Consider the following 12879-nt stretch of genomic DNA (forward strand, 5'->3'; position numbering starts at 1 on the left):
GGCGTGCCAGCCCCCGCCCCGCCGAGCGAAATTTCTCACCCGGGCCCGGTGTGACCGGGGACCCGGACGGGCTCACAGCACCTTGGACAAGAACGCCTTCGTCCGCTGGTGCTGCGGGTTCGTCAGGACCTCCCGCGGGTGGCCGGACTCCACCACCACACCGTCGTCCATGAACACCAGCGCGTCCCCGACCTCCCGCGCGAACCCCATCTCGTGCGTGACGACGATCATCGTCATGCCGGACTCCGCGAGGTCGCGCATCACGTCGAGCACCTCGCCGACCAGCTCCGGGTCGAGCGCGGAGGTGGGCTCGTCGAAGAGCATCAGCTTCGGCTCCATCGCCAGTGCCCGCGCGATGGCGACGCGCTGCTGCTGGCCGCCGGAGAGCTGCGTCGGGTAGCCCGCCGCCTTGTCCGCCAGGCCCACGCGGTCCAGCAGCCGCATCGCGCGCTCCCGGGCCGTCGCCTTGGACTCCCCCTTGACCTGGACCGGCGCCTCCATGACGTTCTCCAGCGCGGTCATGTGCGGGAAGAGGTTGAAGCGCTGGAACACCATGCCGATGTCCTTGCGCTGCGCGGCGACCTCCTTGTCCTTCAGCTCGTAGAGCTTGTTGCCCTGCTGCCGGTAGCCGACGAGGTGGCCGTCGACGTACAGCCGGCCGGCGTTGATCTTCTCCAGGTGGTTGATGCACCGCAGGAAGGTCGACTTACCGGAGCCCGAGGGGCCGACGAGGCAGAAGACCTCGCGCGGCGCGACCTCCAGGTCGATGCCCTTGAGCACGTGGGTGAGCCCGAAGGACTTGTGTACGCCCTCGGCCCTGACCATTGCCGTCATGGCGGCGCTCACCTCGTTCCCATCAGCCGCGGCCCGGAGAAAATGTTGCGCCGGAGCTTCTGCAGCGGTGTCAGCGGCAACTGGCGTACGGAGCCCTTGGCGTAGTGCCGCTCGATGTAGTACTGGATCACGCTGAACACGCTGGTCATCGCCAGATACCAGACGGCGACGACGATGTACATCTCCATCGGGTTCAGGTTGGTCGCGGAGATCTCGTTCGCCACGAACGTCAGCTCGGTGTATTGGATGACCATCGCCAGCGACGAGGTCTTGAGCATGTTGATGAACTCGTTCCCCGTCGGCGGCACGATCACCCGCATCGCCTGGGGCAGCACGATGCGCCGCATCGTCTTCCCCTGGCTCATGCCGAGCGCGTGCGACGCCTCCGTCTGGCCCTCGTCGACCGACTGGATGCCGGCGCGGACGATTTCGGCCATGTACGCGGCCTCGTTGAGGCCGAGGCCGAGGAGCGCCGCCACGAACGGGGTCATGACGTCGGTCATCTCGTTCTTGTAGAGCGGACCCAGGTTGAGGGTCTGGAAGACGAGGCCGAGGTTGTACCAGAGCAGCAGTTGCAGCAGCACCGGGGTGCCGCGGAAGAACCAGATGTAGAGGTTGGCGAACGCCGAGGTCACCGGGTTGTCCGAGAGCCGCATGATCGCGAGGACGATGCCGAGGACCACGCCGAGCAGCATGGCGAGCACGGTGATCAGCAGCGTGTTCCCGGCGGCTTCGACGACCCGGCCGGAGAACAGGTACTCGGGGACGTCGCCCCACTCGATCTTGGCGTTGGCGAAGGCGTAGACGAGCAGCCCGAGGAGCGCGAGGACGACCGCGGCGCTCACCCAGCGCCAGGGGTGGCGCACGGGGATCGCCCTGATCGCCTCGGGCGGCACCGCGGTGGCGGCACCGGTCTTCGAGGGCCCGGGCCCGGCCGGTTGCTTGTCGGCCGGGCCCGGTGAGGTCGGGTCGGTCACGGGAGGACTTCTCTCTGAACGGCTTACGGGCGGTGGTTACTCGTTGCCTCCGTTGACGGTGGCCTTGTCGACGCCGCCCTTCTCGACGTTCCACTTCTCCAGCACCTTCTGGTACTCGCCGTTCTCGATGATCGCGTCGAGCGCCTTGGCGAGCGCGTCCCGCAGCTCGGGGTTGTCCTTGGAGACCGCGATGCCGTACGGGGCGGCGTCGATCTGCTCGCCGACGACCTCGAAGTCCTCGCCGCCGCCCGACTCCCGGGCGTTGTAGGCGGCGACCGGGAAGTCGTTCAGGTCGGCGACGGCCCGGCCCTGCTTGACCTGCTGCAGCGCCTCGGTGTCCTTGGTGAAGGGCAGCGTCTTGATCGGCTTGTCGCACTTCTCGTTCTGCGCCTTGGCGATGTCCGCGCTGACCGTGCCCCGCTGGAAGGCGACGGTCTTGCCGCACAGGTCGTCGAGGGTGGAGACGCCCTCGGGGTTGCCCTTCTGGACCAGGATGGAGACGCCGGCGGAGAAGTAGTCGACGAAGTCGACCTCGGCCTGGCGCTCCTTGTTGTCGGTCATCGACGACATGATGATGTCGAAGCGGCCGGAGTCGAGCGACGGGATCAGGTTGTCGAAGACGTTGTTCTGGAACTGGAACTCGACGCCCAGCTCCTCGCCGAGCGCGTTGGCGATGTCGATGTCGACGCCGGCGGGCTGGCCGCCCTGGTCGAATTCCATCGGGGCGTACGCGATGTCCGAGCCGACCTTGATCACGCCGGCGTCCTCGATGGCCTTGGGCAGTGCGCCGGGCGCCGCGTTCGCCTTGGTCTCACCGCCGTCGCCGCCGTCGCCCCCGTCGTCGGTCTGGTCGCCGCAGGACGAGAGCACGAGTGCCCCCGCGGCGGCGAGTGCCCCGATGGCCACCAGTCGTGACTTGGCTGCTCCGGTGCGCCGGGTGGTGCGAGGGGTCATTGCGGGATCCTCCTGCGGGGGGTGAACGGGGGTCAGAAGTTCACGGCCCCGGACGCGGCAGTTGGTGCGCCTGGGGCGGATGTCGACGATTGCCGACGACGGCATCTTTGCATCCGGAAGACACGGCTCAGGAATCCTGCGGGGTCAAAATCCGATAACAGGTTCGGTAGTGAGACGTAACTCACGTTTATACGTAACCCTCATCCTACGCAATTCGCCATTTTTCGCAGTATGCAGGTGCGCGCATGGCTATACGGAGCACCACTGCTCACTCTCGCAAAGTGGCTCGCACGGGGCGCTCTGCTTCCTGTACAACGGACACTTACACCCCAAATCCGGGGCCCAGGGCGCGAGTGCGGCGCGCCCGGTGTCCGGACCTCACCACGGCTGTGGCGCTCACTCCGCGGCCAGGTGGCCGGACACGTGCCCGCCCACCCCTCGACCGAGAGGGGTGGTTCCTCTTTCTATGACTGTGACTAAGGGGTCAACAACGTGGCAGCGGAGATCGTCAACCCTCCGAGCGGGACGGATACGTCCGACAGCCCAGACGACGACTACTTCGATCCGGCCTTCGCCCTCCACCGGGGCGGCAAGATGGCCGTCCAGGCGACCGTCCCGGTCGACGACAGGGACGACCTGTCGCTCGCCTACACACCGGGCGTCGCGAAGGTGTGCACCGCAATCGCAGAACAGCCCGAACTCGTCCACGACTACACCTGGAAGTCCCAGGTGGTCGCCGTCGTCACGGACGGCAGCGCGGTCCTCGGCCTCGGCGACATCGGCCCGGAGGCGTCCCTTCCGGTGATGGAGGGCAAGGCCATCCTCTTCAAGCAGTTCGGCGGCGTGGACGCGGTCCCCGTCGCGCTGGACTGCCGCGAGGTGGACGACATCGTCGAGACCGTGGCGCGGCTCGCGCCCTCCTTCGGCGGGGTGAACCTGGAGGACATCTCCGCGCCCCGCTGCTTCGAGATCGAGCGCAGGCTGCAGGAGCGCCTGGACATCCCGATCTTCCACGACGACCAGCACGGCACCGCCGTCGTCACCCTCGCCGCGCTGCGCAACGCCGCGAAGCTCAGCGGCCGGGCGCTCGGCGAGCTGCGCGCGGTGATCTCCGGGGCCGGCGCGGCCGGTGCGGCGATCGCGAAGATCCTCGTCGAGGCCGGCATCGGAGACGTGGTCGTCGCCGACCGCAAGGGCATCGTCTCCGCGGACCGCGAGGACCTGACCGACGCCAAGCGGGAGCTGGCGGAGCTGACGAACCACGAGGGGCGCACGGGCTCGCTGGAGTCGGCGCTCGCGGGCGCGGACGTCTTCATCGGCGTCTCCGGCGGCACGGTGCCGGAGCGGGCGGTGGCGACGATGGCGAAGGGCGCGTTCGTCTTCGCCATGGCCAACCCCAATCCGGAAATCCACCCGGACGTGGCGCACAAGTATGCGGCCGTCGTCGCCACCGGCCGCAGCGACTACCCGAACCAGATCAACAACGTGCTCGCGTTCCCCGGCATCTTCGCCGGGGCGCTGCAGGTGCGTGCCTCCCGGATCACCGAGGGCATGAAGCTCGCGGCGGCGGAGGCGCTGGCGGACGTGGTCGCGGGCGAGCTGAGCCCGCATTGCGTGATCCCGTCGCCGTTCGACGAGCGGGTGGCGCCGGCCATCACGCGCGCGGTCGCCGCGGCGGCGCGCGCGGAGGGCGTGGCGCGGCGGTAGCCGGCTGAGCGGGCCGTACGGCGCACGCCCGGCGGGCGGCGCCGTACGGCCCGTGTCCCTCAGGCCGCCACGCGCTCCTCCGGCGCCCGGCGCCGCAGCCCGGCGCGCAGGATCGCCGGCGGGTCGTACGCCATGTCCAGCCGCCCGACCTCCGTGCCCGGCGGCACGAGGGCGTCGATCTCGTCCAGCACGTCGTCGCCGAGCGTCGTCCCGGCACCCGCCAGCAGGTCGTCCAACTGCTCCATGGTGCGCGGCCCGATGATCGCGGACGTGACGCCGGGGTGGGAGATCACGAAGGCCAGCGCCAGGTGCGTCAGCGACATGCCCGCCTTCTCCGCGAGCGGCAGCAGTTGCTCCACGGCGTCCAGCCGGCGCTCGTCACCGAGGTGGCGGAAGCCGAAGCTCCCGCGGTGGGTGTCGGGCACCTGGCCCTTGCGGTAGCGGCCGGTGAGCATCCCGCCGGCCAGCGGGCTCCACACCAGCGTGCCCATCCCGTAGCGCTCGCAGACGGGCAGCACCTCGCGCTCGATGCCGCGGTCGAGGAGCGAGTAGTTCGGCTGCTCGGTGCGGAACCGCGCCAGCCCGCGCCGCTCCGCGACCCACTGCGCCTCGACCAGGTCGGAGGCGGGGAAGGCGGAGGTGCCGATCGCCCGTACCTTGCCGGCGCGCACCAGGTCGGTGAGCGCGGACAGGGTCTCCTCGATGTCGGTGTCCGGCGCGGGCCGGTGGATCTGGTAGAGGTCGACGTGGTCGGTCCCGAGCCGGCGCAGCGAGTCCTCCAGGGCGCGGACGAGCCAGCGGCGGGAGTTGCCCTGCCGGTTGGGGTCGTCGCCCATGGGCAGGTGCGCCTTGGTGGCGAGCACGACGTCGTCGCGGCGGCCCTTGAGCGCCTTGCCGACGATCTCCTCGGACTCGCCGTGGCCGTAGATGTCCGCGGTGTCGACGAAGTTGACGCCCGCGTCCAGCGCCTTGTGGATGATGCGGACGGAGTCGTCGTGGTCGGGGTTGCCGTGGGCGCCGAACATCATCGCGCCCAGGCAGTAGGGGCTGACCTTGATCCCGGTCCGGCCCAGCGTGCGGTACTGCATGGCTCTCCTCCTGCGTGGACTACGGTCGGACGCCCCGGTAGACTCAAATACGGAACGCCGTTCAGTTCCGAGAATACGGAACACTGTTCCGGTTTTGCAAGGGGTCCCCGCATGTCCGATCGCCGCACCACGGAGGAGCCGGCCGCCGGCCGCCGCATGCGGCCGGACGTCCGGCGCAGCCTCGACGCGCTGCTGACCGCGGCGGCCGAGGTGTTCGAGACGGAGGGCGTGGACGCGCCCGTACGCCGCATCACGGCGAAGGCCGGGGTGGGGGCGGGGACGCTCTACCGGCACTTCCCGCAGCGCTCGGACCTCATCACGGCCGTCTTCCGCAACGAGGTCGACGCCTGCGCCGCGGCCGCCCCCGCGCTGGCCGCGCAGTACGAGCCGGTGGAGGCGCTGACGCGGTGGCTGCACCGCTTCACGCGGTTCATCGCCGCGAAGCAGGGGCTGAAGACCGCCCTGCACTCCGGCGACTGCGCGTACGAGAGCCTGCCCGGGTACTTCCAGGCGCGCTTCGTCCCCGCCCTCGCGGGCCTGCTGGACGCCGCCGCCGCGACCGGCGACGTCCGCTCCGACGTGCGTCCGGAGGACCTGCTGCAGGCGCTCAGCAGCATCATCGACCCGGACGACCCCGCGTACACGCGGCGCATGATCGAGCTGCTCGCCGACGGCCTCCGCTACCGCGCCTGACGGAGGCTGCCCGGCGCGGCGCCGGGCAGCCTCCGCGCCCGTCAGCGCAGCCCCAGCACCGCCGCGTCCCGCGCGGAGGCCCAGACCGTACGGGCCTCGGCGAAGCCCGCGGCGCGCAGCGTCTCCGCGTGCCAGGCCGGGGGCTGGGTGTCACCGTCCGCGTGGCCCTCGTTCGGGTCGTTCGGGTTGCCGAAGATCGCGAACCGCTCGGCCGCCGGGCCGCCGAGCACCGGGTCCTCGGCCACCATGCGCCACCAGTCCGCCCAGTCCAGCACCCCTTCGGCCCGCTCGCGGTCCTGGCGCACCTTGCTCCAGTTGCGCACCGCCTCGTCGATGCCCGGCGTGGCCGGGTCCGGCATGTGGTCGGCGTTGACGAAGATCCCGCCCTCGCGGACGACGCCGGCGATCTGCCCGTAGAGCGTGGCGAGCTGGTCGGAGAAGAGCCAGTGCAGCGCGGTGGAGGTGAGCACCGCGTCGTACGAACCGTGCGGCAGCCGCGCCGTCCAGTCGGGCTGGGACAGGTCTGCGGTGACGAAGTCCGCGCGCGGGTCGTCCGCGAAGGTGCCGCGCGCGATGGTGAGCAGCGCGGGGTCGAGGTCGACGCCGGTGGTGCGCGCGCCGGGAAACCGGCGCAGCAGCCGCGCGCTGATGCTGCCCGTGCCGCAGGCCAGGTCGAGCACCCGCGGCTCCGACCCGACGAGGGCCTCGACCGCGTCGAGCATCACCCGGAAGCGCTCCTCGCGATCCGGCATGTACCACTCCTGCTGGCGGTCCCAGCTCTCCTGCCACCCCTGCCAGTCGGCGCCCACGGGCGTCGCGGCGTCGGTCGTTCCGGCCATTGCTGCCTCCCCTGCCTTGGCTGCGTAATACCCTCTATGCAGGGTCGTCCATTACGACCCCGCCGCGTCAGCATAAGCCGAGCCCGTAAGGACTACAAGTGGAACTGGCCTATTACTCCGATATGGCCGTGCGCCTCGTCAACACCGAGGAGCCGCAGCGCGGCACCGACGCGCTGACCTCGCTGGACGCGGCCAAGGAGCTGTTCCGGGACAGCGGCAACTTCACCCGGCGGGCCACCGACGCCGACGTCACCCGGCTGCGCCAGGTGCGCGGGCGGCTGCGGGGGATCTTCGAGGCGGCCGCGGAGGGCGACGAGGTACGCGCCGTGGACATGCTCAACGCGCTGCTCATCGACTTCCCCGTCAGCCCGCAGATCAGCGGGCACGACCTCCGCGACGACGACGGGCGCCCCAAGTGGCACCTGCACATCGCCGAGCAGTCGGCCAACTCCGGCGCGGGCTTCGCCGCCGCGGCGTGCATGGGCCTGGCCGTCCACCTCACCGACCACGGCGTCGACCGCCTGGGCCTGTGCACGGCCCCACCGTGCCGCAACGTCTTCCTCGACACGTCGACGAACCGCTCCCGCCGCTACTGCTCCGACCGCTGCGCGACCCGCGCCAACGTCGCGGCCTACCGTGCCCGGAAACGCCAGGCCGGCGGGGACGCCGCGGGGGGCGCGGCGCACACCGAACGCTGAACCCTCTGCGGTCTACCGCGCGCGGAAGCGCCAGGCCAGCGGGCGTACCGCGGACGCCGCCCACAGCACCGCCGCGGGCACGGAGCGCACCGAGCGCCGCAGCCCCCGCGGGGGCCGCAGGCGCAGGAGGGCGCGGGCGACCACCAGTTCGTCCGGTACGGCGCCGAACTCCCGGCTGTCGTTCTCGACGAACCGGTTGTCGCCGAGCACCCACCAGCCGCCGTCGCGGCGCTCCACCACCCGTTTCACGATCAGCAGATCCTGCTGGAACGGGTGGCGCAGCACCGCCACGTCACCCGGACGCACCTCCACCCCGTACTGCACGAGCAACTGGTCCCCCGCACGCAGCGTGGGCACCATCGACGGACCGTCGACCGCCGCGAGGCCGAGGCGCTGCAGTCCTCGGCGCCCGGCGTCGTGCCTGCGCTCGTTCACCTGGCCCTGCATCGGGCATGCACCTCCGGCCTGTCGTCCACAAGGCCCAGCCTTCCACTGGACTTTTGACCTAAGCCCCCCGGGGCACTCGCGAATTTTCGTTCCCCACGGAGTAATGTCCCACCTGGAAGACGATCACGAGGAAGGACGGCTGCTTTCGATGTTTTCTCGGTTTACTCGCCTGTTCGCCCCCAAGGTGACGGTCAGTGCCCACTGTGACCTCCCCTGCGGCGTCTACGACCCGGCCCAGGCCCGTATCGAGGCCGAATCGGTCAAGGCCATCCAGGAGAAGATGCAGGGCAACGACGACCCGCACTTCCAGGCGCGGGCCACCACCATCAAGGAGCAGCGCGCGGAGCTTGCCAAGCACCACGTTTCGGTGCTGTGGAGCGACTACTTCAAGCCCCCGCACTTCGAGAAGTACCCTGAGCTGCACCAGCTCGTCAACGACACGCTCAAGGCGCTCAGCGCCGCCAAGGGGTCCAAGGACCCCGCGACCGGCCAGAAGGCGCTGGACCACATCGCCCAGGTCGACAAGATCTTCTGGGAGACCAAGAAGGGCTGAGCCCCTCACCGTCCACGGACACCCGCGCGCCCGCACCGTCAGGACGGTACGGGCGCGCCGGTTGTTCCGCCCGCCGTGCGCGGATCGGCCGCGCCGGCGTGACAGCTCCCTGCTACGTCCGCGCGCCGGCAACTTCTTGCCGCCACGCGCGCGTTGCCGCCCCTACTTCCTGAGGTCGGCGAGCGCCGCCTTCGTCTCGTCCTTCAGCATCTGCTCCACCTCGGCGGAGGACGGCGGATCGGCGGAGTCGCCGCCTCCGTAGTAGCTCCAGTCCATCTCGTAGGTGAACCAGCCGTCGCGCACGGCGAGGCTCATCGAGCGGCTGCCGCTGTCGCCCTCGCCGTCCTCCCTGACGAGGTACGCCTCCTCGCCGAAGCCGTCGACCGGCTCGGTCACGTACTCGTAGTCCTCGTTCGACCGGTCCTCAAAGCCCTTGTACGTCGGGGCGAACTCGCCCGTGGGGTCCGACGCCTCGTGCCAGATGGCGCTGACGGAGACGTACGAGCTGGAGTAGGAGTCCGGGTCCGCCTCACGGTCCGTCAGGCTCCAACTGCAGAAGCTCTGGTCGAGCCCCTCCTGCTGCGAGCCCCAGCCCGTCGCGTCGTCGGCGGTGTCCGCGACGTCGTAGCGCTCGTCGAACGCCTTCAGCTCCGTGCTCTTGCACAGGTCCTTCTCGAAGCGGTAGCCGAGGACCGGCTCGGCCTCGTCGGAGCCGAACCCGCCGGTGGCGAAGAGCACGCCCGCCCACACCGCGGAGGCGACCACGACGCCGCCGAGGCCCCACAGCCAGGCCGGCACGCCCTTCTTCTCCGCGGGGCCGAAAGCCGGCGCGCCCGGGGGCTGCTGCCCGGGCTGACCGCCGGGCGGGCCCGGGGGCTGGCCGGGCGGGCCGCCGGAGGGCTGGCTCGTGATCGGCACGCCGGCGGGCATCGTCGGCTGGGCGTACGGGTACTGCTGCGGCACCGAGCCCTGGGGCTGCTGCTGTGCGTACGGGTTGGGATTGTTCTGCTGGTACGGATTCGGCGGCGGGCCCGGCGGTATCGACATGTGCGCAATGTACCGCCTGACGGCGACGGTGCCCGCCCCGCAGGCGTGCGCGGGCCCGCCCCGGCCGGGGCGCGCGTCAGTGCAGCCGCGCGGCGCGCAATTGGAGGTAACGCTGCTCGGGGACGCTCAGCGTGCGCTCCGCCGCGCGCCCGTACGCCTCCCGCGCCGCCCCCGACTCCCCCGCCAGCTCCAGCAGGTGGGCCCGTACGGCGTCGAGACGGTGGTGCTCCGCGAGCCGCCGGTCGTCCGCCAGTTCGGCCAGCAGGTCGAGCCCGGCGCGCGGGCCGTCGGCCATCGCCACGGCGACCGCCCGGTTCAGGCTGACGACGGGGCTCGGTGCGAGGCGCTCCAGCAGGTCGTACAGCCCGAGGATCTGCCGCCAGTCGGTGTCCTCGGAGCGCTCCGCCTCGTCGTGCACGGCGGCGATGGCGGCCTGCACCTGGTACGGACCGAGGGCGGCGGTCGTCAGCGCGCGGCTGACCAGCGCGACGCCCTCCTCGATCTGCGCGCGGTCCCAGCGCCCGCGGTCCTGCTCGTCGAGCGGCACCAGGGCGCCGCCCGGCCCGCTGCGGGCCTCGCGGCGGGCGTCGGTGAGCAGCATCAGCGACAGCAGCCCCGCGGCCTCGCCGCTGTCCGGCGTCAGGGCGTGGACGGCGCGCGCGAGACGGATCGCCTCGGCGGCCAGGTCGGCGCGGCGCAGGGTGGCGCCGGAGGTGGCGGTGTAGCCCTCGTTGAAGATCAGGTACAGCACGTGCAGCACGTCGGTGAAGCGCCCCGGCAGCTCCGCCGGCTCCGGCCGGCGGAAGCGGGCGCCCGCGTCCTTGAGGGTCTTCTTCGCCCGGCTGATCCGCTGCGCCATCGTCGCCTCCGGCACCAGAAAGGCGCGGGCGATCTCGGCGGTGGTCAGACCGCCGACCGCGCGCAGCGTCAGCGCGATGCGGGACGGCTGGGTGAGCACGGGGTGGCAGCACAGGAAGAGCAGGGTGAGCGTGTCGTCCTCGGACGGGTGGCGCGCCTCCCCCGGCGGCGGCGCGCGGAAGTCGTCGCGGGGCGTCAGCGCGGCGGCGGACTCCTCGCGGCGGCGCCGGGCCTCCTCGCTGCGCAGTTCGTCCGTCAGCCGGCGGGAGGCGACGCGGATCAGCCAGCCGCGCGGGTTGTCCGGCACCCCCTGCGCCGGCCACTGGTCGGACGCGGCGAGCAGCGCCTCCTGCACGGCGTCCTCGGCGGCGTCGAAGTGGCCGTAGCGGCGGACGAGGGCGCCGAGGACCTGCGGCGCGTGGCGGCGCAGCAGGTCCTCGACAGGGGCGCTCACTTGCCCGGCGCCGCATCCAGGATGGGGCGGATCACCACGTTGGAGGGCGGGGAGCCCACCGGGACGGGGCACTGGTGGACGCGCTTGGCGATCTCGGTGACCCGCTCGTCGCTGGCGCAGTCCAGCACCCAGTAGCCCGCGAGGAGCTCCTTGGTCTCGCCGAACGGGCCGTCGGAGACGACGGACGAGCCGTCGGGGCCGTCGGTGACGACGATGGCCTGCTTCGGCGCCGACAGACCGTTGCCGTCGACGACCTCCCCGGTCTCGGCGAGGTCGTTGTTGATCGACTCCATGTGCTGGAACATCGCCTGCAGGTCCTTCTCGGTCCAGGCGGGGTGGCCCTCGGAGCCGTTGCCGTTCATGGCGTCGTAGTCGGCCTGCGAACCGTAGATCATCACCAGGTACTTCATGGTTCTCACTTCCCGTGTTCCCGGCACCCGGTGCGGGCGCCTCTCACAGGAGACGTCGGTGCCGTCCGGCGGTTCTCGACATGCTCCGCCAAAGATTCTTACGGGAATTTCGCCGGCCCGCCCGTTCTCTCTGCGGAGAGGACGGCGTAATCTCGATTACATGATTACATCGCAGGACACGGACGAGGTACGAGGATGGCTCACCGGGCGGCTGCCCGACGGCCTCTACGCCTCACCGGTCGAGGTCACGGTCGACCGGGAGGAGATCTGCATCGTCGGCGCGGTCCCCGAGCCCGCGGGACTCGCGAAGGACGCGACCGGCGCCGAGCGCGACGCGGCGCTGGACGGCCGCATCGCCGAGTTCCGCGAGCGCACGCGCAAGGACCGCATGGCGGTGGCGCGGGCGGCGGAGCGGCGCTACCGGAAGAAGGTCTCCTGGGGCGCCGAGTGCGGCGGCCGGCGGGAGGTCTTCACGAACGTCTCCGCGCCCGTGATGACCCGGCTGCGACAGCCGCAGCGGCAGGTGCTGGACACCCTCGTCGCCGGCGGGGTGGCACGCAGCCGGAGCGAGGCGCTGGGGTGGTGCGTACGGCTGGTCGAGTCCCACGCGGACGACTGGCTGCGGGAGCTGCGGGACTCGCTGGAGCACGTACGGCACGTACGGGCCCAGGGGCCGGACCAGTCGCCGGAACCGGCGCCGGCCGACGCGGCGGACACGCAGGACGCGCAGGATGCACGGAACGCACAGGACACGCAGGACGCACGCGACTCAGGGGACGCGGAGGACCGGACGTGAGCGAGAACACCCCGAGCATCTACGAGTGGGCCGGCGGGGACGAGGCGTTCCAGCGGCTGACCGGGACCTTCTACGGGCACGTACGCAAGGACCCCGTCCTGGCGCCGGTGTTCGCGGACATGGACGCCGAACACCCCCGGCACGTCGCGATGTTCCTGGCCGAGGTCTTCGGCGGCCCGGAGCGCTACAGCGCCGAGCACGGCGGCCACGACCACATGGCGCGCATGCACCTCGGCCGGCACATCACCGAGGAGCAGCGCAGGCGCTGGGTGTCGCTGCTGATGGACAGCGCGGACGAGGTCGGGCTGCCCACGGACCCGGAGTTCCGGGCGGTGTTCTCGTACTACATCGAGTGGGGCACGCGGATGGCGCTCGTCTACTCCGCGGACGACCCGCCGCCGACGGCGGGTCCGATGCCGAAGTGGGGGTGGGGGCAGACGCCGCCCTGGCAGCCGGGCGGCTGAGCGGGCCGGTGCGGGCCTGCGGGGGTTCCCGGGCCAACCGACCTTGGCGGTCTGGACATT

The 12879-nt window shown here is 71.3% G+C and carries 15 protein-coding genes; 6 read left to right on the plus strand and 9 right to left on the minus strand.

The annotated features are described in order from the left end of the window. Positions 1 to 72 precede the first annotated feature (72 nt). From O7599_RS11910 to O7599_RS11920, 3 genes are read right to left on the minus strand one after another with little or no spacing between them, the layout of a single operon-like run. Complete coding sequence (locus O7599_RS11910) at positions 73 to 825, minus strand: amino acid ABC transporter ATP-binding protein (RefSeq protein WP_281623353.1); 753 nt, start codon at positions 823 to 825, stop codon at positions 73 to 75. 17 nt (positions 826 to 842) lie between these two features. Next, on the minus strand, positions 843 to 1811 hold the full coding sequence (locus O7599_RS11915) for an amino acid ABC transporter permease (RefSeq protein WP_281622122.1): 969 nt from the start codon (positions 1809 to 1811) through the stop codon (positions 843 to 845). Positions 1812 to 1847: 36 nt separating this feature from the next. Next, positions 1848 to 2765, minus strand: coding sequence for an ABC transporter substrate-binding protein (locus O7599_RS11920; protein ID WP_281622123.1), 918 nt, complete (start codon positions 2763 to 2765; stop codon positions 1848 to 1850). Between the two features lie 492 nt (positions 2766 to 3257). On the opposite strand from O7599_RS11920, the gene O7599_RS11925 reads away from it, so the two are divergent. Next, positions 3258 to 4472: an NADP-dependent malic enzyme gene (locus O7599_RS11925; protein WP_281622124.1), complete on the plus strand. Its 1215-nt coding sequence runs from the start codon at positions 3258 to 3260 to the stop codon at positions 4470 to 4472. A gap of 59 nt (positions 4473 to 4531) precedes the next feature. Here O7599_RS11925 and O7599_RS11930 read toward each other — a convergent pair whose 3' ends face one another. Further along, positions 4532 to 5560, minus strand: a complete 1029-nt coding sequence (locus O7599_RS11930; RefSeq protein WP_281622125.1) for an aldo/keto reductase — start codon at positions 5558 to 5560, stop codon at positions 4532 to 4534. Positions 5561 to 5671: 111 nt separating this feature from the next. Here O7599_RS11930 and O7599_RS11935 point away from each other — a divergent pair, with 111 nt between their 5' ends. Then, complete coding sequence (locus tag O7599_RS11935; protein ID WP_281622126.1) at positions 5672 to 6253, plus strand: TetR/AcrR family transcriptional regulator; 582 nt, start codon at positions 5672 to 5674, stop codon at positions 6251 to 6253. A gap of 41 nt (positions 6254 to 6294) precedes the next feature. On the opposite strand, the gene O7599_RS11940 is transcribed toward O7599_RS11935, so the two are convergent. Further along, complete coding sequence (locus O7599_RS11940) at positions 6295 to 7092, minus strand: class I SAM-dependent methyltransferase (protein ID WP_281622127.1); 798 nt, start codon at positions 7090 to 7092, stop codon at positions 6295 to 6297. Between the two features lie 98 nt (positions 7093 to 7190). On the opposite strand from O7599_RS11940, the gene O7599_RS11945 reads away from it, so the two are divergent. Next, positions 7191 to 7790: a CGNR zinc finger domain-containing protein gene (locus O7599_RS11945; protein ID WP_281622128.1), complete on the plus strand. Its 600-nt coding sequence runs from the start codon at positions 7191 to 7193 to the stop codon at positions 7788 to 7790. A gap of 12 nt (positions 7791 to 7802) precedes the next feature. On the opposite strand, the gene sodX is transcribed toward O7599_RS11945, so the two are convergent. Then, complete coding sequence (sodX, locus tag O7599_RS11950; protein ID WP_281622129.1) at positions 7803 to 8237, minus strand: nickel-type superoxide dismutase maturation protease; 435 nt, start codon at positions 8235 to 8237, stop codon at positions 7803 to 7805. Positions 8238 to 8385: 148 nt separating this feature from the next. On the opposite strand from sodX, the gene sodN reads away from it, so the two are divergent. Beyond that, complete coding sequence (gene sodN, locus O7599_RS11955) at positions 8386 to 8790, plus strand: superoxide dismutase, Ni (protein ID WP_281622130.1); 405 nt, start codon at positions 8386 to 8388, stop codon at positions 8788 to 8790. A gap of 162 nt (positions 8791 to 8952) precedes the next feature. Here the strand turns inward: sodN and O7599_RS11960 are convergent, their stop codons facing one another. The 3 genes from O7599_RS11960 to O7599_RS11970 form a co-directional block, all read right to left on the minus strand. Continuing rightward, positions 8953 to 9837, minus strand: coding sequence for a hypothetical protein (locus tag O7599_RS11960; RefSeq protein WP_281622131.1), 885 nt, complete (start codon positions 9835 to 9837; stop codon positions 8953 to 8955). Positions 9838 to 9913: 76 nt separating this feature from the next. After that, entirely contained in the window at positions 9914 to 11149 is a 1236-nt protein-coding gene (locus tag O7599_RS11965) for a sigma-70 family RNA polymerase sigma factor (RefSeq protein ID WP_281622132.1), read from the minus strand. Then, the gene (locus O7599_RS11970; protein WP_281622133.1) at positions 11146 to 11559 is read right to left on the minus strand and encodes a YciI family protein; all 414 of its coding nucleotides are present in this window, start codon (positions 11557 to 11559) and stop codon (positions 11146 to 11148) included. The genes O7599_RS11965 and O7599_RS11970 overlap by 4 nt, the downstream gene beginning before the upstream one ends. Before the next feature lie 160 nt (positions 11560 to 11719). Between O7599_RS11970 and O7599_RS11975 the strand changes: the two genes are divergently transcribed. Beyond that, positions 11720 to 12355: a hypothetical protein gene (locus tag O7599_RS11975; protein WP_281622134.1), complete on the plus strand. Its 636-nt coding sequence runs from the start codon at positions 11720 to 11722 to the stop codon at positions 12353 to 12355. Further along, positions 12352 to 12819, plus strand: coding sequence for a group II truncated hemoglobin (locus tag O7599_RS11980; protein WP_281622135.1), 468 nt, complete (start codon positions 12352 to 12354; stop codon positions 12817 to 12819). The genes O7599_RS11975 and O7599_RS11980 overlap by 4 nt, the downstream gene beginning before the upstream one ends. The last annotated feature ends 60 nt before the right edge of the window (positions 12820 to 12879 follow it).

It is taken from the genome of Streptomyces sp. WMMC500 (genome assembly GCF_027497195.1).
Taxonomy (GTDB): Bacteria; Actinomycetota; Actinomycetes; order Streptomycetales; family Streptomycetaceae; genus Streptomyces.

What these genes read in the sequence shown, in the direction of transcription:
- O7599_RS11910 (WP_281623353.1), bottom strand. Translation starts at nt 825, where the DNA reads ATGGTCAGGGCCGAGGGCGTACACAAGTCCTTCGGGCTCACCCACGTG.
- O7599_RS11920 (WP_281622123.1), bottom strand. Translation starts at nt 2,765, where the DNA reads ATGACCCCTCGCACCACCCGGCGCACCGGAGCAGCCAAGTCACGACTG.
- O7599_RS11930 (WP_281622125.1), bottom strand. Translation starts at nt 5,560, where the DNA reads ATGCAGTACCGCACGCTGGGCCGGACCGGGATCAAGGTCAGCCCCTAC.
- O7599_RS11935 (WP_281622126.1), top strand. Translation starts at nt 5,672, where the DNA reads ATGTCCGATCGCCGCACCACGGAGGAGCCGGCCGCCGGCCGCCGCATG.
- O7599_RS11940 (WP_281622127.1), bottom strand. Translation starts at nt 7,092, where the DNA reads ATGGCCGGAACGACCGACGCCGCGACGCCCGTGGGCGCCGACTGGCAG.
- sodX (WP_281622129.1), bottom strand. Translation starts at nt 8,237, where the DNA reads ATGCAGGGCCAGGTGAACGAGCGCAGGCACGACGCCGGGCGCCGAGGA.
- sodN (WP_281622130.1), top strand. Translation starts at nt 8,386, where the DNA reads ATGTTTTCTCGGTTTACTCGCCTGTTCGCCCCCAAGGTGACGGTCAGT.
- O7599_RS11960 (WP_281622131.1), bottom strand. Translation starts at nt 9,837, where the DNA reads ATGTCGATACCGCCGGGCCCGCCGCCGAATCCGTACCAGCAGAACAAT.
- O7599_RS11970 (WP_281622133.1), bottom strand. Translation starts at nt 11,559, where the DNA reads ATGAAGTACCTGGTGATGATCTACGGTTCGCAGGCCGACTACGACGCC.
- O7599_RS11975 (WP_281622134.1), top strand. Translation starts at nt 11,720, where the DNA reads ATGATTACATCGCAGGACACGGACGAGGTACGAGGATGGCTCACCGGG.